This window comes from Dorea sp. MB18-49 (assembly GCF_023669465.1).
Classification (GTDB): Bacteria; Bacillota; Clostridia; order Lachnospirales; family Lachnospiraceae; genus Dorea_A; species Dorea_A longicatena.
The window spans coordinates 1-21,998 of sequence record NZ_JAMOYX010000025.1; the positions used below are offsets into that span (position 1 = coordinate 1).

The window sequence follows — 21,998 nt, forward strand, 5'->3', positions numbered from 1 at the left end:
TTTATACCTATATATGCATTTTAGATTTCTAAATGAATCGAAACTCTGATAATAAAAATTCTCTTATAAAATATATGCTATAGAATTTTCAAGATTCCCTTTCTCGTCAGGAGTCCTTTTTGTTTATTTCGGATTTCCTTTGGATTGATTACATAATATCATCCGCATTTTGTTTTGTCAATACTTTTTGCGATTATTTTCTTTTATTTTTCATTATTTTATTTTTTACGTTAAATTGTCTGATTTCTATATATTTATTTTAATGTTTGCACAATACTATACAGTTTCTCTGTAACCATATTTGTCAACATATCACCTTTTCAATTGTTAACCGCACCAAACACATAGTTGACATTTTGCACATTTCATTTTATACTGCTTTTATATTTTGATATGAATCTAAAGGAAAGGAGTTCTGCCAGCCGGCAGACAATTACTACTATGAATAACACAGCAAACAGCACAACAACGAAAAGGCTCTCCACCCGTAAACTGGTTCTGATCGCCCTGATGACTGCGATCACCTGTATCTTCGCTCCTATGGCGATTCCGATCCCTGTCAGTCCGGTACCGATCAGTCTTACCAACCTGGTGATCATGATCAGTATCTATGTACTTGGATTTAAAGATGCAACGATCAGCTATATCGTATATCTGTTACTTGGCCTTGTCGGTCTTCCTGTATTCTCTGGTTTCACCGGCGGATTAGGTAAGCTTGCAGGTCCTACCGGCGGATATCTGATTGGTTTTATCTTCCTCGCACTGATCGCAGGACTGTTCGTTGACAAATTTCCAAAGAACAGAATCCTGGCCGTTGTCGGTATGCTCATCGGTATGGCGATCACTTATATCTTCGGTACAGAGTGGCTTGCAATTCAGTTAAAAATGTCCTTTGTTGCAGCACTTTCTGTCGGAGTTATCCCTTATCTTGCCGGTGACGCAGTGAAGATTATCATTGCGATCATTGTCGGACCTGTGCTTCGCAGCCGTCTGAGTCATATGCAGTAACAGTTACATCTACAGAACTTGCCATTGGCAGCTTCTCTTGCATACTTTGGTATCTAAAAAACACACAATACCGATTATATGATTCCTTCTGTTTCGGTATTGTGTGTTTTATTTTCCATTCTGGAACCTCGACTATAAAACTTCCGGTTTTACAATATAATATCTCCCTTTTTCTTGCCGGTATCCATATCATAAGCCTCGATAATATTTCCACTGATCACGTATAATGTATCTTCTATATAAATCCCCCGGATACCTTGCGAAGTATTTCCATTAATCTCTTCTTTCAGGATTGTTTCAAACTTTTTCTCTTTTCCATTATAAGTCAGCAGGCAGTACGTTTCCCCATTCTGGCTGTAGCCGGAGAACCCGATCCTATTTTTCTGCTGATCGGCCAGAACGGATTTGTAATCGTATGCTGCATTTGTTCCATACAGATCATCCAGTACAAGGGTTGATTCTTCTTTTACATCCGCTCTGTCTGTAATATCGAACATGGTGATTTTTACGCCTTCCGACACCCCTGATTCTTCATCGGTTGACATGCCGATTCCAAGTAATTTATCTTCTCCATAGAAATGCAGATATTCTGAAAATCCCGGGATTTTTAATTTGCCGAGGATCTTTGGTTTCTCCGGATTGGACAGATCCACGCTGAACAACGGGTCTACCTGCTCATATGTCACGAAATATCCTGCCTCTTTCATGAATCTTGCAGAATAGATGGATTCCCCTTTTGCCAGATTCTCGATAGAACTGATCTTATCCAATTTCTTATCTAAGATTGTTACCAGATTTTCATCATCATTGGTTGTAAATAATCTTAAGTTCCCTTTATATTCATCCAGTGAAAATGTATCATTCAGATATCCTTTTACTTTTCCCTGAGCTACGGCCTTTAGCTTGCCCTTTCTATAAGAAATCTTGCGAAGTGTCGTCACAGTCTGATTATCCTGCTGCCATTCTGATTCATAATAGTAGATATTTTTTCCACTTACATACATTTGACCGCCTTCGGAGAGAATTGCCTTATTATCTACTGTTTTATCCGGTTTGCTGATGTCCACGGAACTGATCACTTCATACATTGTTCCACAATTCACCGGCGGCAGACAGATACTGGTCTGGCTCATCTCTTTGCCATTCACCAGAGGCACATAGGTGACCGGTTTATCTTTGACCATGTCGCCACCTGTATAGTATTCACTGAACAGATACAGATATCCGTCTGCCATACGAGACGAATTGTAAGTACCACTCTGTGTTACTTCGCCTTCTTTTACCGGCTTTTTAATATCACGGATGTCATAAGTGACCGCCGCTGTTTTAGTCTGATTCCAGGTATCTGTGTTCGTCTGCTTTTTGTTACTTTTATCTGCACATTCTTTCTGACATACAGCCACCAGTTTCTTTTGATCTGTATTTACATAAAACTCCTGTATTGTGTATTCTTTTCCAAGCGTAATCTCGCTGTATTTTTCTATATTCGTTCCGCTGTTTCCTACGTCTACAATATCGATGGTCCGGCCATTATCTTCCCGCACATATAGATAAGTCCCGTCTGTTTTGGCAATATCCCCTTCATCTACACCGGACTGTCGTACATTGGTCTGTGAATAACTGCCATCTGCTGTTGCCACACCGGTATCTGCCGAGGCCGTTTCCGTTGAAGACGCCGTTGATCTTCCTGTTGAAGCCGAATCCTCTACGGCTGCTGTTTCATTTACACTTCTTGCATACATTGCAATGCCGGAGTTATCTTGTGAACGTTTGATATATTTATAGATTTCGTCATAACTTTGGGCTGTCCTGATCTTCTTACTGTCGCTGATCTTCTTTACTGTATTACTATTTCCTGCACTGCTGCCTGCATTGCCACCTGACACATCTGGAGAATTTATCGCTCCTTCATGCATCCTTCCATACTGCCACACTACAGTTCCCGCCACAACTGCCACGCAGGCCGCCGCTACAAGCCCGATTTGATACGGACGGAAATGTTTCTTCTGTTTTTTCTTTTCCAATAATTTATCTATATTCTCCGATCTCAGACTATCCGGGACTTCTGTATCTTCTGACATTCTTGAAATCTGATCTACGATGTCCTGTTCACAATATTCTTTATGTTCATTCTCGCGCTTCATACCTTCTCACTCCCTTCTTTCCTTCTCATCTTCGCCGTAACTGCCCAGCACACATTCCATCTTCTTAAGTGCCCGGCTCCGCTTCGACCGTACCGTGTTCGGATTCAGCCTCATCATCTCACCGATCTCCTGACTGCAATACCCGCCAAATACGGATAATCCGACTAATATCTGTTCCTCTTCCGACAGCACAAAGAATGCTTTCTTAACATCGATTGCAAGATCATAATCCGGTGCTGTCGCTTGTTCCGGAAGTTCTTCTTCTCTTCCCGGTGTTTCTTTTAACGCTTTCTTCAATCTCTTCTTACATTTATTCGTAAGAATTGTAAATATCCAGCTTTTGAATGCTTCTTCTTTTTTTAATTTATGTATGTTCTCGTATGCTGTGATAACCGCCTCACTCACCGCATCTTCAGCTTCCTGCGGATTCTTCATCAGGCACAGTGCGTAACGGTACAGATCACGGTAGACAGTCTCGTACATTTCCGAGAATTTCTTTATACTGCATTTCATATCGTGTCCTCCCTCAGATATGAGTTTTCATGGTTTTTCTTTCTTTTCTCTATCATCTACATATATAAGAGTCTTTTACTCCAGATTCTGTTGCACTAAATTGAAAGTTTTTCTATCTTACATTCATGTTCCTTTGAGTCCTTCCAATAACCGATTCCAATTGCCAGAATGTCACCCGTGTATATTTCGTCATCACCCAGTTTTCCCTGAAAACGTAACGCATAACCCTTTTCTTTGATCTGACGCACTGCTGATTCTGCTGTATCATCAACTTTCAGATCTCATCATATGGACCAGAATTTGTCCAATAATTTCCCATTCGGATTCACCGTATCCGCAAGATACTTCTCATATAGCCCGTCTACTTCCTCTTCTATAAATCCAAATATTTTTTCCAGCATCAATGTCTTATCAATAAAATATCGTGACTTCGTCTCCCCTTCGTACAAAACATATGGTGCTCTACTGTTAAGATAAAATCCCATCTTTGTGTCTCTTTCCGGTAACACTGCTTTTTTCCATCGTTCTCTTTTGCTTTCTTCCATCCATTATCCTCCACTTGCAATTCAGGAGGATCTATACTTTTTCAGAAATCCTCCCGCTCATTTTAATATGTTGTGAATCTTAAGCATTGAAAATCTCTGATATGTATTTCGCTTGAATATAGAAACAGTTTTTCTGCTTTAGAAAATATAGAAATATAATGCTTGGATATATTCTAGCATAAGGCACTCAGGTTGTATATAGTAAATTTAATTTTATTTTTCATCTACCTATTTTATTATGACGTCAAAAAACTCCTCAAAATCCCGACAAATCTTTCATGTCTCAGAATTCTGAAGAGTTTTTATTTGTTTATATTGGAGAGAAAAAAGGTTATTAAAATAATTCTAATTTATTTGTTCACTTTTTTATAAAGTTCGATCATTTCTTCTGCCAAAACCTTGAATACTTCCGTACTCATCATCTGGTCTTCTGCATGTGCAAGGATGAGACTCATCTTCGCGTCTTCACCGGCCGCTTCTTTCTGCACCAGATCTGTACATCGTCCTGTCCCAGGAACATTCCGACTTCTACGATTGGTACAGGAATCTCCTTGGTAATCGACACTGTCATAAATACATAATGGACTTTTGAAAAATCAAAACTTTCCAGGCTGTCTATCAGACCTCCCGGAGTGTTTCTATCTGTCTTATTTTCTGTCTTTCTTATTCTCTATCCTCTATAATAATTGATCAGGCATCCTTTTAAGATAATCTCTCTCTCCGCATCCGTCATATCACCGAGCTTCAGAGTGATCTCTTTCAAAGTATCTCCAACCACATACGCCTTAATTTCAGCACTCTTATCCTCGATTGCTTTTCTGATCTCCGGCACGAAGATATAATCACCGTTCTTGAAGCTTAAGTTCTCATGATCTTCCTCTGTAATAAATGGAAGCATACCCCAGTTGATCAGGTTCGAACGGTATCTCTTGGTTGCGTATTCGTTCGCAATATTTGCCCAGCCGCCGAGTACCTTCTGGCAGGATGCTGCCTGTTCTCTTGCGGAACCGTCTCCCGGTTTTACTGCGAAGATCGTGCTTCCGATTCCAAGGTTGCCTTCTCCTGCTTCCGGATACGTCTTGCGTACTTTTGCCATAACTGGTTTCAGTTCGTCTAATACTTCTAACGGACACTGTCCTGCCTCGATTGCTTTCTCGGCTTTCTGCACTTCTTTTGCACGGCCTACATAAGCAGGGTCTTTTCTGGATAATGCAAATTCTGCAAGTCCCAGAGGATTTGATCTATAAGAAGATGTCTCTCCTGACGGAATCAATTCGTCTGTTGTTGTAACCGGATCGTGGATCTCGGATACTACTTTCAGGAGTAAGTTCTTCGGAAGTGCTGCCATTGCCGGCCAGTCTTTGATGTTCGGTCCGAATTTGATCTCTACAGATGGATCTGCTACGCCGTGGCTGTCGAAGACACGGTTTGCATAAATATTTTTATCAAAGTGATATTTCTGTCCTTTGTATTCCACATCCATGTCAGTTGCAGGTGTAAGGAATCCCTTATTTGCTGCTGTTGCTGCGATGGAACGTGCATCCATAAGTGCAACAGATGCGATCTGTCCGCTCTGAAGCTTAGAGCCTTCACGGTTCGGGAAGTTTCTGGTTGAGTGACGGATGGAGAACGCATTATTGGCAGGTGTATCTCCGGCACCGAAGCAAGGTCCGCAGAATGCTGTCTTCACAATCGTTCCTGCTTCCATAAGGTCAGCAACTGCACCGTTCTTTACAAGTTCCATGTAAATCGGTGTACTTGCCGGATATACGCTGAATGTAAATTCATCAGAACCAATGTAATGTCCTTTGATAATGTCTGCTGCAGCACAGATATTTTCAAATCCACCACCGGCACATCCTGCGATGATTCCCTGATCCACATATAACTGTCCGTTCACAATCTTATCCTGCAGAGAATAATTAACTGCCCCGTCCAGGCTTACGAGAGCTTTCTGCTCTACATCGTGAAGGATGTCTTTTAAGTTCGTTCTTACTTCGTCAATCGTGTACACATTAGACGGATGGAACGGCATTGCGATCATTGGCTTGATCTCGCTTAAGTTCACATATACCATACCGTCATAGTAAGCAACAGCTCCAGGATTCAGCTCTTTATAATCTTCGCTTCTTCCGTGAATGTCGTAAAATTCTTTAATCTTGTCGTCGGTCTTCCAGATAGATGACAGACAGGTGGTCTCGGTTGTCATAACATCGATACCGATACGGAAGTCAGCGCTTAATTTACTTACACCAGGTCCTACGAATTCCATTACTTTATTGTTAACATAGCCATTTCCAAATGTTGCACCGATGATCGCAAGTGCTACGTCCTGTGGTCCGACACCTTTCATTGGTTCGCCGTCTAAGTAGATTCCGACTATGCCCGGCATCTTGATATCATAAGTCTTATTCAGAAGCTGTTTTACAAGCTCCGGTCCGCCTTCTCCCATAGCCATGGTTCCGAGTGCTCCGTAACGGGTGTGGCTGTCTGATCCTAAGATCATCTTGCCGCCGCCGGCTAACATCTCACGAGCAAATTGATGGATGACTGCCTGATGAGGCGGTACATAGACTCCACCGTATTTCTTCGCGCAGGTAAGACCAAACATGTGGTCATCTTCGTTGATGGTTCCTCCAACCGCACAAAGTGAGTTATGACAGTTCGTAAGTACATAAGGAATCGGGAATTTTTCAAGTCCGGATGCTCTGGCCGTCTGAATAATTCCGACAAATGTAATGTCATGGGACGTCAGCTTATCGAACTTGATCTGCAGACGATCCATATTTCCTGAGGTATTATGCGCTGCCAGAATGTTATATGCCATCGTATTCTTTGCAGCTTCCTGTGGAGTCACATCTTTACCTGTCTTTGCAGCAACTGCTTCTTTTTCTTCCACAATCTCTGTTCCATTCAGTAAATAGACTCCCTTGTCATATAATTTCAGCATGTTTTGTCCTCCTACTATCGTGTTATAAATATATTGAAATGTCTGAATTCAGACACTTTCTAACAAAATTACTGTTTCATATATTTCATATGATCCGCTACCATCATAGCAATCTTGAATGTCAGTGCATCATCAAATACACGAACATCCAGTCCAGTCTTCTTCTGAATCTTCTCCAGACGGTACACCAGTGTATTTCTATGCACATACAGGCGCCTTGCCGTCTCTGATATATTCAGATTATTATCAAAAAATGTATAAACAGTCGTCAGTTCTTCTTCTTCGAAAATGTCTGCTTTGCCATCTTCGAATACTTCATTCAGGAACATCTCACAGAGTGATGCCGGAAGCTGATGGATCAGACGCCCGATCCCAAGTTCATTGTATGCAAGAATTTTCTTCTCTACATAGAATACTCTTCCAACCTCCAGTGCCATATCTGCTTCCTTATATGATCTGGATACATCCTTTAACTCCTCTACAATTGTTCCATATGCTGCTCTTACACTTACCATAGCTTCCATGTTCAGTGTTGTGACCAGCTCTTTGGCGATCTGTTCTACCTGCGGATAGTCATCAGTCGACTGCAATGATTTTACCAGAATGATATGTTTTTCATCAATTGCGGTTACGAAATCCTTTGTTCCCGTCGCATACAGACCTTTCAGTGTTTCCTGTACCAGAATGTCTCCTTCATTCTTCGGTTCGATTACAAATACAACCCTCTTAATTTCTGCCGGAATCTTCATCTTCTTTGCCTGATTATAGATATCGACCAGAAGCAGGTTATCCAGAAGCAGATTCTGAATGAACCGGTTCTTATCCATCCGTTCTTTGTATGCATAAAGAAGATTCCTAAGCTGGCTTGCTCCCATGCGCCCCGCCAGTTCCATACCATCTGCATTTCCCTTCAGCATCAGTATATAAGTCGGATCACTGTCCTCATAGATGCGGAACATTCCCATCTCATCCAGGATCATCTCATCCGGCTCTTCTTCATCATCACGGAAATCCTGAATCTGAAGCTCATACTCTGTCAGATTCTCATTCGTCCTTACAAGACAAAGTCCCTGCATATCCCATATTGCACAGTCAAATCCGGTGATCTCCCTGATATCCTGCGCTGTTTTGTGTAATATCTGATTTGATAACACTCATTGTCCTCCATTTCCTGTCCGCAATACTGTTCTTTGTGTCCTCTTGCATACTTGTATACATTTTAACACGCTAACGAACTGCATTACGAATACATTATAACAGATAATAACGCTTTAACAAAGTAAAATTTTATTGTCTGCATAAAAAATGCAAAAGACCGGACGCTGTCTCACGCCCGGCCCCTCTTATATTCATCTGTTCCCCACGATTACCGCGGTCTTTATTCCTATCTGTAATTACAGACTAGTTAGTGATTGTAACCTGTGTCTCTTTATCAAATACGTGAATCTTCTCAGCATCCAGAGCAAATTTCACATGGTCACCTGTTCTTGCTGTTGTTCTAGGATCAACTCTTGCTGTCATGCTTGATCCTTCATAGTCAAAGTATAAGAATACTTCTGCACCAAGCATCTCATATACACGGATCTTAGCTTCGATCACTGTATTAGGAGAAGTTTCGATGAACATCTGCTCATCATGTACATCTTCCGGACGGATTCCGAGAACAACTGTCTTTCCTGCATATCCACCTTCGATCAGCTTCTTAGCTTTTGCCGGTGGAAGTTCGATCTCTGAAGGTCCTGCTACTAAGTATACTTTATCTCCGACAACTTTACATGTAGCGTCAACAAAGTTCATCTGTGGTGATCCGATGAATCCGGCTACGAACTGGTTGCATGGATGATCGTACAGAGTCTGTGGTGTATCTACCTGCTGAACGATACCTGCGTTCATAACTACGATTCTGGTTCCCAGTGTCATAGCTTCTGTCTGGTCATGTGTTACGTAGATGATAGTTGTACCTAATCTCTGATGTAATTTAGAGATCTCGATACGCATCTGTCCACGAAGTTTTGCATCCAGGTTTGAAAGAGGCTCGTCCATAAGGAATACCTTAGGATTACGAACGATCGCACGTCCCATTGCAACACGCTGTCTCTGTCCACCTGAAAGAGCCTTTGGTTTACGGTCAAGCAGTGGTTCCAGATCAAGGATCTTAGCTGCTTCACGAACCATTTTGTCAATCTGGTCTTTTGGTACTTTTCTTAATTTCAGCCCAAATGCCATGTTATCGTATACTGTCATATGTGGGTACAGAGCATAGTTCTGGAATACCATTGCGATATCTCTGTCTTTTGGCTCTACGTCATTTACCACTCTGTCTCCGATCTTTAATTCTCCGGAAGTGATATCTTCCAGACCGGCAATCATACGAAGTGTTGTAGATTTACCACATCCTGAAGGTCCTACGAAGATGATGAATTCTTTATCTTCAATCTCAAGGTTGAAGTCTTTCACTGCTTCAAATCCATTTGGATATGTTTTGTTAATGTGTTTCAATGATAAACTTGCCATTGCTATAATTCCTCCTGATTTATAATCATTTTTATTCCAGTCGTTATCTGTTTCGTTCTGATAAAAGTATATAAAAAAAGTTCAACCCGGGTAATGCCCAAGTTGAACAATCTTTTTCTCTTTTTCTATACAAGTTGACGAACAGCCTATAAAAGTGCCTGGTAAATATCTCTTTTTCCTACACCTCTGTCTTTTGCCACCTGTTTCATCGCAGACTTTTTGTCCATTCCCTGTCCGAGATAAAGTTCCATATGTTCTTCGATACTCATCTCTTCCCATCTGGCTTTTTCCTCATTGCGGATCTCTTCTCTGCTCTTTCCTTCGATCACCATGACACATTCACCCTTCGGCTCCTGTACATCATAATATACCAGCGCATCTTCGATCGTTGTGGCAAATACGGTCTCGTGCTTCTTCGTAAGTTCTCTGCAGATGCTGATACGTCTGTTACCGAGAGTCTCCTGAAGCGTCTTCAATGTACGGACCAGTCTGTGCGGTGCTTCATAAATGACCATAGTTCTCGTCTCATCTTTCAGTTCCTCCAGAACGGCCTGTCTTTCTTTCTTATCCGTTGGAAGAAATGCCTCAAATGCGAACCTTCTCGTTCCAAGTCCGGATATCGTAAGCGCCGTGACACATGCACAGGCTCCCGGAACAGCTGTAACCGTGATCCCTGCTTCCTGACACATCTTCACCAGTTCTTCGCCCGGATCAGAGATTCCTGGCATCCCGGCATCCGTGATCACTGCAATGTCCTCACCGCCCTGCAGACGTTCTACAAGTTTGTGTCCTTTTTCTATCTTATTATATTCATGATAGCTGGTCATCGGTGTCTTAATCTCAAAATGATTCAGAAGCTTGATACTGTTTCTGGTATCTTCTGCTGCGATCAGATCCACTTCTTTTAATATCCTCACCGCCCGGAATGTCATATCTTCCAGATTCCCTATCGGTGTTGCACATAAGTACAATGTTCCTGCCATCTCATACTCCTCCATCTTATGTTTGGTACCTGCTCTGTACCTATCTGCCCGTTCCATCTGCTGCCATGGCTTTTGCGCCGTGATATTTTCCTTACTTACGACGGACTCATTCTGTAGAGTGCAAGCAGTTCCTCCGTATAACTTCCATCTTTCTGATATACAACCAACGGCGGTTCTACCTGCATCCTCGGATTTCCGCCCTTCATTCCCTCGATCAGAACCATATTCGGTTCTTTATCTATATACGGATATACCAGCCGCATACGCTTCGGCTCAATTCCATACGCACACATCTTTGTCATGATCTCCGGAAGCCTGAACGGTCTGTGGACCATATAGAATCTTCCTTTGACTTTCAGTATCTTCGCACTCTCTCTTAAGATATCATCCAGTGTACAAAGTGCCTCATGTCTTGCAATATACAATGCTTCATTCTGATTCTTCAGTCCGTGGTCTCCGATCATATACGGGGGATTGGTTGTAATAACCCCAAAAGAGGCGGCTCCGAATATGGATGCTGCCTCCTTGATATCTCCCGTTACAATGTCGATCCGTTCTTCCAGCCCGTTATAACTGACACTGCGCCTTGCCATATCTGCACTCTCTTCCTGGATCTCCAGTCCCGTATAATGCAGTCCCGGATATTTTGCCTCCAGAAGTATCGGAAGAATTCCTGTTCCCGTTCCGAGATCCAGTGCTTTTTCATTCTTCTTTACTCTGGCAAATGCTGACAAAAGCACTGCATCCATTCCAAAACAGAAACGGCCCGGACTTTGAATGATCTCATATCCTTTGATCTGCAGATCATCCAGTCTTTCATTCGGAAGTAATTTAGTTATCATCTAATTTTGACGCTCCGTTCTTTTCTTCTAACGCCTTCAGTTCCTTCATCTCTTCTTTCGAAAGTCTTACGTCTTTCTTCTTACGTCTTGGTTTGAACTTCAGTTCTGCTGCCGGATATTCACGGATCTCTTTCTCGTCATTATCCAGCGTCACAACAACCTTAACCAGCTGGCGGAGCACGTTAACTGACTGTACATCTCCTCTTAATCCTTCCGGTGTCGTCACATGATCTCCGTTCGCCGGAAGATGACTGTTCAGTTCTTCATATGTCTCTTCTTCATTCGTCAGACAGCACATCAGTCTTCCGCAAACTCCGGATATCTTTGTCGGGTTCAGTGAAAGATTCTGTTCTTTCGCCATCTTGATCGATACCGGTGCGAACTCAGATAAATACGTGTGGCAGCAAAGTGGTCTTCCACAGATACCGATCCCGCCGCGGATCTTCGTCTCATCACGCACTCCGATCTGTCTTAACTCGATTCTGGTACGGAACACACTCGCCAGATCCTTTACAAGCTCACGGAAATCAATTCGTCCGTCTGCCGTAAAGTAAAACAGCACTTTATTATTATCAAATGTATATTCCGCATCGATCAGTTTCATCTCAAGGCCGTGTTTGTGGATCTTGTCTAAACAAATCTTGAATGCTTCTTTTTCTTTTTCTTTATTCTTCTCTTCTTTTTTCTTATCGTCCTCTGTCGCAAGACGGATCACGGATTTGAGTGGCTGTGTGATCTTGTCATCTTCCACTTCTTTCGGTCCGGTTACTACAGAACCAAATTCCACACCTCTTGCAGTCTCAACGATTACCTTATCACCGGTCTTGATCTCAAGTTTTCCCGGTGAAAAGAAATATATTTTCCCGGCAGTTCTGAATCTAACGCCTATTACCTTCGTCATATGATTAGTTCTCCTTTATGGTCAGGAACAAAAGCTCCATAACCAGATCGAAGTTAACATTCGCTTTCAGTCTGGCTTTCGCTTTCTCAAGGCTCTCCAGGATCAGTTCGATTCCTTCATAAGAGCTCTTTCTCGCCTGTTCTTTTATACTCTGTAACTGGTCTTTGAATACGACCTTGTCAATCTCTTTTGTTGCTTTATATAATAAGACATCCCTGTACCAGATCATGATAATGTCCAGGTAGTCTGTGATCTCTAATTTATATACGGATATATTCTTAACCGCAGCAACGATTTCATTTAATTCCATCTCACTGATATGCTTCAGAAGCTGTACCGCTTCTTCTCTGATCTCGTTAAAATGATCGGAATTGGCCAGCATGATCGCACGTCCCATATTACCCTGTGCAAATGCCGTGCACATATCTGCTTTATAATCCGGGATCTCCAGATTCTCCATCAGATACTTTTTGATCAGTGTATCTTTGATATTACGCAGCTTTAACATTACACATCTGGAATTGATCGTCGGAAGTAATGTCTCCGCATTCTCCGTCAGCAGCAAGAAAACTGCATATGACGGCGGTTCCTCGATCGTCTTCAGGATCGCATTCTGTGCCTGCGGTGTCATCATATCTGCCTGTGGGATAATGTAGACTTTGTACGGTCCCTGATATGGTTTGATATCCACAGTGTTATTCACCTGTGTACGGATATCATCTACGCTGATGCTGTTCGGCTTTTCATGTGTCACACGGATAATGTCCGGATGATTGCCACTCTCTGCCTGCTTGCAGGAATGACATTTTCCACACGGTTCATTGTCCCCGGTCTCACACAAAAGCGTCATGGCGAACAGATTCGCCAGCATCTTCTTACCGGAACCTCTCTCCCCGTTCAGAATATATGCATGAGAGACCCTGTTATTCTCTACTGCACTGCTGATATATTTTAATATGTCTTTGTGGCCAACCACATCTTTAAAGCTTCCCATCTCGTATTACCTCTACTATTTCTTCTTTGCATCGTACTTTATCATCATTCTGATATCTTCTTGTAATTCCTGCTTTCTTCAGATTATCCTCCGAAAAATCTTTCTGATCAGCCAGAAATCTTCTGCAGACTTCTTCATAGCCCGGATGATCCTGCTGCTGTTCTCGCACGATCGCGCGCATCAGGCGTTCTTTGTCCTCCACTTCGATATAAAGCGGGATCAGGTTCTCATTTCCATAGTACTCTTTTGTCTTTATATAAGACTCCAGTGTACCGATCATGAGATAATCATTTTCATCCAGATTAATCTGTCCATCATCTATTGTAGCATATTTCCAGTCCCCATACACGGTTTGATAGGTGCGAAGTTCAATTATTTTACCCTCTTCACGGTATTTTTCAAGTATTTCATCCGTTACGAAGTAATATTCCACTCCATCTTTCTCGCCTTCACGCATCGGTCTGGTCGTATATAAAGTTAAAGTCTTAAGTTCCGGAAGATCCTTTCTGATATCTTTGTAAATCGTATCCTTTCCCGAAGAGCTTTTACCCATCATGTAGTATATCTTACCCATCTATCCACACCTCTATGCCATCTTCCGATTGAAGTCCCTCAATCGAAAAATCATGTTCCTGATACCAGTGAAGTATCTCTACCGCTTCTTTTGTAATACGCTCACCCGGTACGATCAGCGGGCTTCCCGGCGGATAGAGGTATGCGTATTCCACAGAAATGCATCCGATACTGTCTTCAAAGCTTCGTTTTTGTATCTTATCCCTGCGGTTCACCGCCTCTGCGATCGTCCACACTTTTTCAAGTGCCGGCTGTCTGCCGGAAAGTGGGAGGTCAGTTTCAATAGCAGCCGGCCGGCCCTGCCTGGTATCTATCTCTTTATCAATCTCTAGCAGCGCATCTCTCAACCGGTCCAGACCTTCCTGCGTATCTCCCACAGTTGTCATAGCCAGAACATAGGTCCCTGCCAACATTTCCATCTGCAAATGATATCTATGAAGTAATATCTCATACAGCTCGTGACTGGACATCGGTGCGTGTTTTACGGAGATCACGAATTTGGATCTGTCATAGCGGTCTGTATTATCAGTCTGGACAATTTTCAGATACTTAAGCCGTTTCAGATCTTTGCGAAGTGCTTCAATGCGATTGGCATACTCAGAAAAAATATTTTTATATTTATAATCTGATCTTGCATCCGAATGCGTTTCAAGTGTCTCTTCCAGCATTCCGATACACGCATCGATACTCGCCATCAATATATACGACGGACTGCTCGTCTGCAGCATATCCAGATACTGTTTCACTTTTCTTCGGTTCACCATGTCCCCGTTCACATGCAGAAGCGCCGTCTGTGTCAGCGCCGGAAGCGTCTTATGAAGACTGTTGATCACCAGATCCGCACCATATATATTCGCACTCTTTGGGAAATACGGATCAAATCCGAAATGCGCACCGTGTGCTTCATCCACGATCAGCGGACACCCTTTTGCATGCACAATCTCTGCAATCTTTTCGATGTCCGACACCACACCATCATATGTCGGTGACACGATCATCACCGCGCGGATCTTCGGATGTTTTTCCAGTGCTTTCTGTACATCCGCAGCATCAATCTCTGTGCTAAGTCCCTGTTCCGTATCGAATTTCGGATAGAGGTAGACCGGATCCAGTTCATTCAGATATATCGCATGATACACAGACTTGTGGCAATTTCTTGCCACAAGTATGGAATCTCCTTTTTCAGTTGTTCCTAATATTGCACTTAAGATTCCAACCGTACTTCCATTCACCAGAAAATGTGTCTCGTCCGCATGGTAAACTCTTGCTGCTCTTTCCTGCGCATCTCTTAGAATTCCCTCTGCATGATGCAGATCATCAAAGCCATCAATCTCTGTAATATCGATCCGGTACGGAGATGTCCCGTCCATCAGATCCAGATTTCTCTTGTGCCCCGGCATATGGAATGCATAGTAGTCAGAATCGCTGTAATTCTTTAATTTATCAAATATATTATTCATGCGTATATTTTAGCAAAATAACATTATATTATCAAGCCATAAACTCCCGCAGGATCTGGCGGATCATCTCATCCTTTGGAAGCTCACGTATGGTGTCTTCTTTCGGTATTTCTTCCTGTACATCTTCCTGTGCAGACTCCTTATCGGCATTTCCTTTAATCTCCATTGCCTGCGCATTACCGGCCAGAGTCCCGGTACTTTGTACCTCTTCTTGCAATATATCTTCTGTCCTTTTACTCCCGTCTGTACCGGCAAGCCGCGCCGATGCTTTTGCCAGGTTCCTGGCGTTCTCCTTTACTCTTTCTTTTCTGCGGCTCTCACGCTGCATCTGCACAACACCGGAGCCGGATACCGGAACAGATTCTTCTTTTTCTTCTTGCTCCGTTTTGTCCTCTTTTTCTGCCTTTTCTTCTTTTGTATCATTTGTCTCGTCTTTTTTGATCACACTGTCTCTTCGTCCGGTGCGTTCTTTCTGATTTGCCTTTTCATACTTGTGGAGACATACATTTTCCAGATAATCTACCATATAGTTCTTTGCCATCTGCATGCAATAATTCTCATCCGTTGTCAGATGGAACAGCCATACCAGGATTCCAAGTCCTGCGCCACATGCACCCATCCGCAGGACAGCATCTCCCATGCCATATACCCGATAACTCAGTCCCGCACCGACAAGTCCGGTTACGATAAGCAGTCCCGCACATATCTTCTCCAGTCTGCGCAGCGTGTGAAGTCGTAATCCACAGACTTTATACTCATACAGATACTTATCCACAAATACCCCTACGTTTTCCACCGTATCGCTGATCATACATGCGTGTTCGAATTTTGCACGGACCAGGCGCATCAGCGGGTGGTTACTCTTACTCATACTTCCCGCCGCCTCCACCATACGTTTCATCGTCATACTCACGATACACTTGTCCACCACACCAAGTCCGGTCAGGATCCCCATGAGTACGAACAGTAACTTCTTGTCCAATAACATTTCCAGCATAATAAAAGCCCTCCTTTTGATTTGCATTATACTGTAAATCAAACAGGAGGGCGCTTAATTTCGTTCCTCATATTTCGCACAGAAAACCACATATCATGTCGGTTCCGGGCACATTCTATGATATTTTAAATTGTATGCCTTTTCACTTATACCTAGATCATCGGCAGTAATTCCTTCATAAGTCTTACACTGTGGGCAATTGCCTTCTTTTCAAACGTTGGATAATCCATAGTCGCGCTGTTGTCAGCTTTATCCGAAATTGCACGAATGATGACATACGAAACTTTGTTCAGGTAAGCTGCCTGGGCAATTCCCGCACCTTCCATCTCTACACACATCGGATGGAATAATGATGAGATTCTTTCCTTCACATCTTTATCCGAAATAAACTGATCGCCGCTTACCACTCTTCCGGTAAATGTGTGAATATCCGGATTGGCTTTCTCATTTGCTGCTACTGCCTTCTTGACCAGTTTTTCATCTGCCGGGAATGACAGTGTGTCCATTCTTGGGATCTGTCCTGCCGGATCTCCGAATATCGTCGCATCCATATCGTGATGCAGTGCATCTGTCGAGATCACCATATCTCCGATATCGATCTGTGCATCCAGTGAACCCGCAATACCGGTATTAATCAATGTATCCACACCAAATCTGTCCACCAGGATCTGTGCACAGATTCCTGCATTCACCTTACCGATACCACTTCTTACAATAACAACATCTTTGCCGCCCAATGAACCTTTGCAGAATACCATCCCTGCCTGTTCTATAGTCTCATCGATCTGCATATCTTTTTTAAGTTCTGCCACTTCTTCTTCCATTGCTCCGATAATACCTATCATAGCTCTATATCCTCCTGTTATTACGATATTTTCTATATTAATTCGTCTATGCCCTATTATATCTTATAGAAAATTCGATTTCAACCGGCGAAATAAGTAGCAAACAGACAGAATCTCTGTTATAATCTGAGACGTATGACAATAAAACAATTATTTACAAAAGCAACAGGAGGTAATAGATATGGATTACAAACCATCAGGAGTCTGTTCTCGACTGATCCATGTAGAACTTGACGGAGATAAAATCGCAAATGTAGAATTCGTAGGCGGATGTGCCGGAAATACAGCCGGAATCAGCAGCCTTGTAAAAGGAATGGACGCTCACGAAGTGATCAAACGTCTGGAAGGAACAAAATGTGGTGCAAGACCAACATCCTGCCCTGACCAGTTATCCAAAGCTTTAAAACAGGCTCTTGGAGAATAATTTTCTGCGAATTTCATAACTACAGAAAAAAAAGGCTACTTGTCCTCCCCTTATCGGGGAAGACTTGTAGCCTTTTATGGGGATACCTTCTTTTTTATGTACTCATACTGCAAGATTTCGATCTTTATTCAGTGTTTCGTTTACTTATTACAATTGTTACTTTTTTAATTGTTTTTCGTTCACTAGTATTGATGCATTACTTATCTTTTATTTGTTTTATGGATATTTGTCTTTATTAGTTTATGGTTTTTTTGTTATACATTATAATTACATATTTTTACGTCTTTGCCTTGTTATAAACTACCTTATTTTTCAATCCCTGCCAACTACATCTTTTACCACTGCTTTATAATCTTCTGCTTGCATCGGACCTTCGGTCCTTTAATTACCTCGAGTTATTCCGTCCTATTGTTCTACTTTAAACATTCATCGTTGTTTTTTTAACTTTACTGTTTTTTTGCTTCTTGTGTTGTGTTTTTTGCTTCTATGCTCTTTTGAGGATATTAATCGATATAAATACCATCAGTAAATGAACTGCTCACGTCGCTGTTAGCTGCATGTGTGCAACGTACACGGTAATAATAATCACCTTCGACGTATAACGTCCTGTTAGAAGTTACACGATTCATATTCAGGTTTTCTTTCTGCCATCCGTCGTAGTAAGACCATTCTGTATCTTCTTCTTTGGCGCGTTCTACAAGTACACCTATTTGTACGCTGTCAACTACATGTCTTGCAATCGTCGTCCCACCAACATATATCTTGCCTTTTGCGAGCTTCGTGCATTTAGAATAACCCGTCATCAAATCTTCACCTCTGGTAATCTTGGTATCATAACCTATTGATTCCTCATCATGGGTTAATTCCGATCCATCAATCACTTTATTTCCTGCAGCTCTAACTTCCTGCATTGACGACAGCGATAATCCTCCGACCAGCATTACTGCCAGACACATAGACACTAATCTCCTCTTCATATCTCACCTCCGTTCGTACTTATTTTTTCGCCCTCATATATTAATACACATAACTTTCAAAAAACTGTCGCATTTATTTTGGAAAAAATAAATTTTTTAAAATTTTTTCGAAATCTTGTTGTTTCATTGTTCCTGTTAATAAATATTCTATACTTCCATGTTTAAATCTCGCAACACATCCTGATTTTTTATTATCTTCAAGTTTATATATTGTTATCTTGATTTCACAATCATTTACAACTTTGGAATATTCCTTTTCTATTGAATCTTCAAAATCTATCCCCAAAGAACTATCTCTGTATGGCATATTAATTATATATCCGATTGTTTCACCATCATAACTATAATACATCTCCGCAACCTGTTTACTCTCATCCAGATTCATCGTATCAAATTTCATATCTGGTAAGCAGACAAATATTTTAACTACATCTGTATCGAAAGCATCTCTTATTTCCTGATAGGCCTTTTCCTCATCCTCACTTGCTATCGTTTTAATTTTCCGGCTGGTACTATTTTTCTCAACTTCTCTATCTCCAACAGCCTGTCTCACCATCCGTACAACTCTTTCCGGTCCTCCCATGCTGGTGATTCCCATTGCCAGTACGCATACGATAACAGCGGCCAGTGCCAGATATATCTTCAGAGGTTTTCTGCGATAATGAACTTTCTTTTCTGATGTATCTGCCGTTCCAACTTCAGCCTTCAGCATCTTTCTTCCGAGTTCCAGTGCTTTGCGGTCTTCTTCAGACAGGTTATTGATGGCTTCTTCTCTTTCTCTGGCTTCATTTTCCGCCTGTTCGCGCTGATATTCTCTCATCTGTTCTTTTAATCTTGCAAAGACAGCCTCCTTCGTTCCCTCAGGCACAACAAGACTCGTATCCTTTTCAAGGGACTCTTCTTCCTCTTTTGCAATCTCCTCAAATTCTCTGGCAATGCATTCTTTCAATTCATCTTTCTCATTATTCATTTTGCTACCCTCAAATTTTTGACTGGTCTTCAAATTTCTCCATAGTTTTGCCACTTGACCTATTTCTTTCAGAAAGTATAATATAGGTATAATCTTTATTATATTATTGATTCGAAAATAATACATATTCAAGTCTGGAGGTAATTATGAAACGTATTATCTTAACCGGTGGCGGTACTGCCGGGCATGTTACACCTAACATCGCTCTTCTGCCACGCCTGAAAGAATTAAACTATGATATTCACTATATAGGTTCTTACAACGGAATTGAAAAAGAACTGATTGAACAGTTCGGTATCCCGTATCATGGAATCTCAACCGGTAAACTTCGCCGCTATTTCAGCGTTCAGAACTTTACAGATCCATTCCGTGTAATCAAAGGACTCGGCGAAGCGAAAAAACTTGTAAAGATTCTTCATCCTGATGTAATCTTTTCCAAAGGTGGCTTCGTATCCGTTCCTGTTGTTCTTGCCGGTAAAAGCCGTCATGTTCCGACCATTATCCATGAGTCAGACATGACACCGGGACTTGCTAATAAGATTTCTATGCCATCGGCATCAAAAATCTGCTGTAATTTCCCGGAAACCATCGAGCATCTTCCTGCTGGAAAGGCTGTTCTGACAGGCTCTCCTATTCGTCAGGAACTGTTATCCGGTGATAAATATAAAGCTTTAGAATTTTTGCACTTCACACAGGACAAACCGGTAATCATGGTAGTCGGTGGAAGTCTTGGTTCAGTTGCCGTCAACGATGCAGTCCGCAGTGTCCTTCCTGAACTGCTTCAGTCTTTCCAGGTTGTTCATCTCTGTGGTAAGGGCAAAGTTGATGAATCTCTGAAAGGCCTTCAGGGTTATGCACAATTCGAATATATCAAAGACGAATTAAAAGACCTCTTTGCTCTGACGGATCTCGTTATCTCCAGAGCCGGAGCCAATGCGATCTGCGAACTTCTTGCACTGCACAAACCGAATCTTCTGATTCCACTTTCTGCAAATGCAAGTCGTGGAGACCAGATCTTAAATGCCCGTTCTTTCGAACGTCAGGGCTACAGTGTCGTTCTTGAAGAGGAAGAGCTTAATCATGATGTTCTTCTTGATGCGATCATGAACCTGTATCAGAATCGTGAAACATACATTCAGACCATGAAGAATTCTCCTCAGCAGAATTCTATCGACACCATCATTGATCTGATCGAGGCTGCTGCCAGACACTAATCCGGAAACATTCTCATCTATTGACCTTATGTACAGGATCTGCCATCGGCAGATCCTCTTGCATACTTTGATATAAAAAACAGGTGGCTGTACATCCCACCTGTTTTTTATATATCGTGTAAGCGGTCATACTGATCTTTATACCTTTTTATCATCCATTTTCTTGCTCTCTTTAGTATGCCTTCTAATGCATTTAATGTAATGCCCATTCTCTTTGCGACTTCTTTCTGTGGCATATCCGCATAATATACAAGAGTCACGGCTTTGTACCATCTCGCATTCTTCTGATACAGTTCCTGAAAAATATCAATTCCAAGTTCACGAAAGCATTTTTCTTTCAGCAGTGCAACCACCTGATCTTCCGAACTGTCATCGATCAATGAATTCGGATATCTGTCCTCTGACATCGTAATCTCTGCCAATGGAACTTCACGCTTATGATCTCTTATATAATTCATCGCTCTGTATCTTGCGAACATAAGCATCCATATTTTTATCTGCTGTTTTGATTCACTTCCACACTGTATATATGCGGTGAAAAAGGCATCCTGAGCAATCTCTTCTGCTATGTGATGGTTTCCAGAGTATTTTAATGCCTCTTTGTATACAACACCGAAGTATTCGCTGTATGCAGCCACAAAGGCATCTCCCTCTGTAAACTCTTTTTCCACTTTACGCTCCTATCTTTTATCTGTTAAATTTTCGATAAAACATCTTCTTTTTCTTCTTCTGTAAGTTCATGCATTGTCCATCCAAGTCCCACTTTATCATCTTTGTGTCTTGGAATCATATGTACATGATAATGAAATACTGTCTGTCCGGCTGCTTCACCATTGTTCTGGACGATATTATAGCCATCACAGTCCAGTGCTTTTGTAAGCTTTGTAATCATCTTCTTTGCAAGAATCATTGATTTTCCCGCAAGCTCATCATCCAGCTCATAAAGATTGGCATAATGTTCTTTCGGAAGGATGAGTGCATGTCCCTTAGCTGCCGGATTTGCATCCAGGATCACACGAAAATCTTCATCTTCATAAATAGTAGCTGTAGGAATCTCTCCATTTGCAAGTTTACAAAAAATGCAGTTATTGTCTTTCATAATATTATCCTTCTTTCTCTGAAAATAAATGATTGATTATTTAAA

Annotated in this window: 23 protein-coding genes; 3 read left to right on the plus strand and 20 right to left on the minus strand. The window is 41.8% G+C overall.

The window, feature by feature from the left end; genetic code table 11:
- Positions 1-441: 441 nt before the first annotated feature.
- Positions 442-1,008: a biotin transporter BioY gene (locus NCY30_RS08695; RefSeq protein ID WP_055303281.1), complete on the plus strand. Its 567-nt coding sequence runs from the start codon at positions 442-444 to the stop codon at positions 1,006-1,008.
- A 149-nt stretch (positions 1,009-1,157) separates the two neighbouring features.
- Here NCY30_RS08695 and NCY30_RS08700 read toward each other — a convergent pair whose 3' ends face one another.
- From NCY30_RS08700 to NCY30_RS08775, 16 genes are all read right to left on the minus strand, one after another.
- On the minus strand, positions 1,158-3,152 hold the full coding sequence (locus NCY30_RS08700) for a beta-propeller domain-containing protein (protein WP_250818634.1): 1,995 nt from the start codon (positions 3,150-3,152) through the stop codon (positions 1,158-1,160).
- A 6-nt stretch (positions 3,153-3,158) separates the two neighbouring features.
- The gene (locus NCY30_RS08705; protein ID WP_139009255.1) at positions 3,159-3,665 is read right to left on the minus strand and encodes an RNA polymerase sigma factor; all 507 of its coding nucleotides are present in this window, start codon (positions 3,663-3,665) and stop codon (positions 3,159-3,161) included.
- Positions 3,666-3,760: 95 nt separating this feature from the next.
- Positions 3,761-3,913 carry a hypothetical protein gene (locus tag NCY30_RS08710; RefSeq protein WP_155512060.1) on the minus strand — a complete coding sequence of 51 codons (153 nt, stop codon included), beginning with the start codon at positions 3,911-3,913 and terminating at the stop codon, positions 3,761-3,763.
- A gap of 36 nt (positions 3,914-3,949) precedes the next feature.
- Positions 3,950-4,210: a hypothetical protein gene (locus NCY30_RS08715; RefSeq protein WP_237998744.1), complete on the minus strand. Its 261-nt coding sequence runs from the start codon at positions 4,208-4,210 to the stop codon at positions 3,950-3,952.
- 350 nt (positions 4,211-4,560) lie between these two features.
- Positions 4,561-4,698 carry a PTS lactose/cellobiose transporter subunit IIA gene (locus NCY30_RS08720; protein ID WP_242853906.1) on the minus strand — a complete coding sequence of 46 codons (138 nt, stop codon included), beginning with the start codon at positions 4,696-4,698 and terminating at the stop codon, positions 4,561-4,563.
- A 182-nt stretch (positions 4,699-4,880) separates the two neighbouring features.
- Positions 4,881-7,160 carry a hydratase gene (locus NCY30_RS08725; protein WP_173732986.1) on the minus strand — a complete coding sequence of 760 codons (2,280 nt, stop codon included), beginning with the start codon at positions 7,158-7,160 and terminating at the stop codon, positions 4,881-4,883.
- A 68-nt stretch (positions 7,161-7,228) separates the two neighbouring features.
- Positions 7,229-8,314, minus strand: coding sequence for a PucR family transcriptional regulator (locus NCY30_RS08730; RefSeq protein WP_022416442.1), 1,086 nt, complete (start codon positions 8,312-8,314; stop codon positions 7,229-7,231).
- A 247-nt stretch (positions 8,315-8,561) separates the two neighbouring features.
- The gene (locus NCY30_RS08735; protein WP_006428825.1) at positions 8,562-9,674 is read right to left on the minus strand and encodes an ABC transporter ATP-binding protein; all 1,113 of its coding nucleotides are present in this window, start codon (positions 9,672-9,674) and stop codon (positions 8,562-8,564) included.
- Positions 9,675-9,820: 146 nt separating this feature from the next.
- Positions 9,821-10,657 carry a 16S rRNA (cytidine(1402)-2'-O)-methyltransferase gene (gene rsmI / locus NCY30_RS08740; protein WP_022416441.1) on the minus strand — a complete coding sequence of 279 codons (837 nt, stop codon included), beginning with the start codon at positions 10,655-10,657 and terminating at the stop codon, positions 9,821-9,823.
- 95 nt (positions 10,658-10,752) lie between these two features.
- On the minus strand, positions 10,753-11,499 hold the full coding sequence (locus NCY30_RS08745) for a tRNA1(Val) (adenine(37)-N6)-methyltransferase (RefSeq protein WP_173732984.1): 747 nt from the start codon (positions 11,497-11,499) through the stop codon (positions 10,753-10,755).
- Complete coding sequence (locus NCY30_RS08750) at positions 11,489-12,400, minus strand: PSP1 domain-containing protein (RefSeq protein WP_006428828.1); 912 nt, start codon at positions 12,398-12,400, stop codon at positions 11,489-11,491. Before NCY30_RS08750 ends, NCY30_RS08745 begins: the two co-directional genes overlap by 11 nt.
- Before the next feature lie 4 nt (positions 12,401-12,404).
- Positions 12,405-13,394 (minus strand): DNA polymerase III subunit delta', encoded by a 990-nt coding sequence (holB, locus tag NCY30_RS08755; RefSeq protein WP_022416439.1) that lies wholly within the window; start codon positions 13,392-13,394, stop codon positions 12,405-12,407.
- Positions 13,381-13,968 (minus strand): hypothetical protein, encoded by a 588-nt coding sequence (locus NCY30_RS08760; RefSeq protein ID WP_022416438.1) that lies wholly within the window; start codon positions 13,966-13,968, stop codon positions 13,381-13,383. The genes holB and NCY30_RS08760 overlap by 14 nt, the downstream gene beginning before the upstream one ends.
- Positions 13,961-15,427, minus strand: a complete 1,467-nt coding sequence (locus NCY30_RS08765) for an aminotransferase class I/II-fold pyridoxal phosphate-dependent enzyme (protein ID WP_055194290.1) — start codon at positions 15,425-15,427, stop codon at positions 13,961-13,963. The genes NCY30_RS08760 and NCY30_RS08765 overlap by 8 nt, the downstream gene beginning before the upstream one ends.
- 31 nt (positions 15,428-15,458) lie before the next feature.
- Positions 15,459-16,424, minus strand: a complete 966-nt coding sequence (locus NCY30_RS08770) for a hypothetical protein (protein WP_055194292.1) — start codon at positions 16,422-16,424, stop codon at positions 15,459-15,461.
- 152 nt (positions 16,425-16,576) lie between these two features.
- Entirely contained in the window at positions 16,577-17,269 is a 693-nt protein-coding gene (locus tag NCY30_RS08775) for a 5'-methylthioadenosine/adenosylhomocysteine nucleosidase (protein WP_006428833.1), read from the minus strand.
- Positions 17,270-17,450: 181 nt separating this feature from the next.
- On the opposite strand from NCY30_RS08775, the gene NCY30_RS08780 reads away from it, so the two are divergent.
- Positions 17,451-17,693 (plus strand): TIGR03905 family TSCPD domain-containing protein, encoded by a 243-nt coding sequence (locus tag NCY30_RS08780; RefSeq protein ID WP_006428834.1) that lies wholly within the window; start codon positions 17,451-17,453, stop codon positions 17,691-17,693.
- Positions 17,694-18,196: 503 nt separating this feature from the next.
- Here the strand turns inward: NCY30_RS08780 and NCY30_RS08785 are convergent.
- Both NCY30_RS08785 and NCY30_RS15440 read right to left on the minus strand, forming a co-directional pair.
- Positions 18,197-18,670, minus strand: a complete 474-nt coding sequence (locus NCY30_RS08785) for a DUF6147 family protein (RefSeq protein ID WP_173817559.1) — start codon at positions 18,668-18,670, stop codon at positions 18,197-18,199.
- 73 nt (positions 18,671-18,743) lie between these two features.
- Positions 18,744-19,268, minus strand: coding sequence for a DUF4367 domain-containing protein (locus NCY30_RS15440; protein ID WP_416387625.1), 525 nt, complete (start codon positions 19,266-19,268; stop codon positions 18,744-18,746).
- A gap of 518 nt (positions 19,269-19,786) precedes the next feature.
- On the opposite strand from NCY30_RS15440, the gene NCY30_RS08795 reads away from it, so the two are divergent.
- Complete coding sequence (locus NCY30_RS08795) at positions 19,787-20,854, plus strand: undecaprenyldiphospho-muramoylpentapeptide beta-N-acetylglucosaminyltransferase (RefSeq protein WP_139009248.1); 1,068 nt, start codon at positions 19,787-19,789, stop codon at positions 20,852-20,854.
- A 107-nt stretch (positions 20,855-20,961) separates the two neighbouring features.
- Here the strand turns inward: NCY30_RS08795 and NCY30_RS08800 are convergent, their stop codons facing one another.
- Together NCY30_RS08800 and NCY30_RS08805 are read right to left on the minus strand one after the other, a co-directional pair.
- Positions 20,962-21,525, minus strand: coding sequence for an RNA polymerase sigma factor (locus NCY30_RS08800; protein ID WP_173817556.1), 564 nt, complete (start codon positions 21,523-21,525; stop codon positions 20,962-20,964).
- 23 nt (positions 21,526-21,548) lie between these two features.
- The gene (locus NCY30_RS08805) at positions 21,549-21,956 is read right to left on the minus strand and encodes an HIT family protein (RefSeq protein ID WP_259829119.1); all 408 of its coding nucleotides are present in this window, start codon (positions 21,954-21,956) and stop codon (positions 21,549-21,551) included.
- Positions 21,957-21,998: the final 42 nt, after the last annotated feature.

Bases quoted from the DNA above. Each gene is read 5' to 3' on its own strand.
- NCY30_RS08695 (WP_055303281.1), top strand. From the start codon at position 442: ATGAATAACACAGCAAACAGCACAACAACGAAAAGGCTCTCCACCCGT.
- NCY30_RS08700 (WP_250818634.1), bottom strand. From the start codon at position 3,152: ATGAAGCGCGAGAATGAACATAAAGAATATTGTGAACAGGACATCGTA.
- NCY30_RS08705 (WP_139009255.1), bottom strand. From the start codon at position 3,665: ATGAAATGCAGTATAAAGAAATTCTCGGAAATGTACGAGACTGTCTAC.
- NCY30_RS08715 (WP_237998744.1), bottom strand. From the start codon at position 4,210: ATGGAAGAAAGCAAAAGAGAACGATGGAAAAAAGCAGTGTTACCGGAA.
- NCY30_RS08725 (WP_173732986.1), bottom strand. From the start codon at position 7,160: ATGCTGAAATTATATGACAAGGGAGTCTATTTACTGAATGGAACAGAG.
- NCY30_RS08735 (WP_006428825.1), bottom strand. From the start codon at position 9,674: ATGGCAAGTTTATCATTGAAACACATTAACAAAACATATCCAAATGGA.
- rsmI (WP_022416441.1), bottom strand. From the start codon at position 10,657: ATGGCAGGAACATTGTACTTATGTGCAACACCGATAGGGAATCTGGAA.
- NCY30_RS08745 (WP_173732984.1), bottom strand. From the start codon at position 11,499: ATGATAACTAAATTACTTCCGAATGAAAGACTGGATGATCTGCAGATC.
- NCY30_RS08750 (WP_006428828.1), bottom strand. From the start codon at position 12,400: ATGACGAAGGTAATAGGCGTTAGATTCAGAACTGCCGGGAAAATATAT.
- holB (WP_022416439.1), bottom strand. From the start codon at position 13,394: ATGGGAAGCTTTAAAGATGTGGTTGGCCACAAAGACATATTAAAATAT.
- NCY30_RS08760 (WP_022416438.1), bottom strand. From the start codon at position 13,968: ATGGGTAAGATATACTACATGATGGGTAAAAGCTCTTCGGGAAAGGAT.
- NCY30_RS08765 (WP_055194290.1), bottom strand. From the start codon at position 15,427: ATGAATAATATATTTGATAAATTAAAGAATTACAGCGATTCTGACTAC.
- NCY30_RS08770 (WP_055194292.1), bottom strand. From the start codon at position 16,424: ATGCTGGAAATGTTATTGGACAAGAAGTTACTGTTCGTACTCATGGGG.
- NCY30_RS08775 (WP_006428833.1), bottom strand. From the start codon at position 17,269: ATGATAGGTATTATCGGAGCAATGGAAGAAGAAGTGGCAGAACTTAAA.
- NCY30_RS08780 (WP_006428834.1), top strand. From the start codon at position 17,451: ATGGATTACAAACCATCAGGAGTCTGTTCTCGACTGATCCATGTAGAA.
- NCY30_RS08785 (WP_173817559.1), bottom strand. From the start codon at position 18,670: ATGAAGAGGAGATTAGTGTCTATGTGTCTGGCAGTAATGCTGGTCGGA.
- NCY30_RS15440 (WP_416387625.1), bottom strand. From the start codon at position 19,268: ATGGGAATCACCAGCATGGGAGGACCGGAAAGAGTTGTACGGATGGTG.
- NCY30_RS08795 (WP_139009248.1), top strand. From the start codon at position 19,787: ATGAAACGTATTATCTTAACCGGTGGCGGTACTGCCGGGCATGTTACA.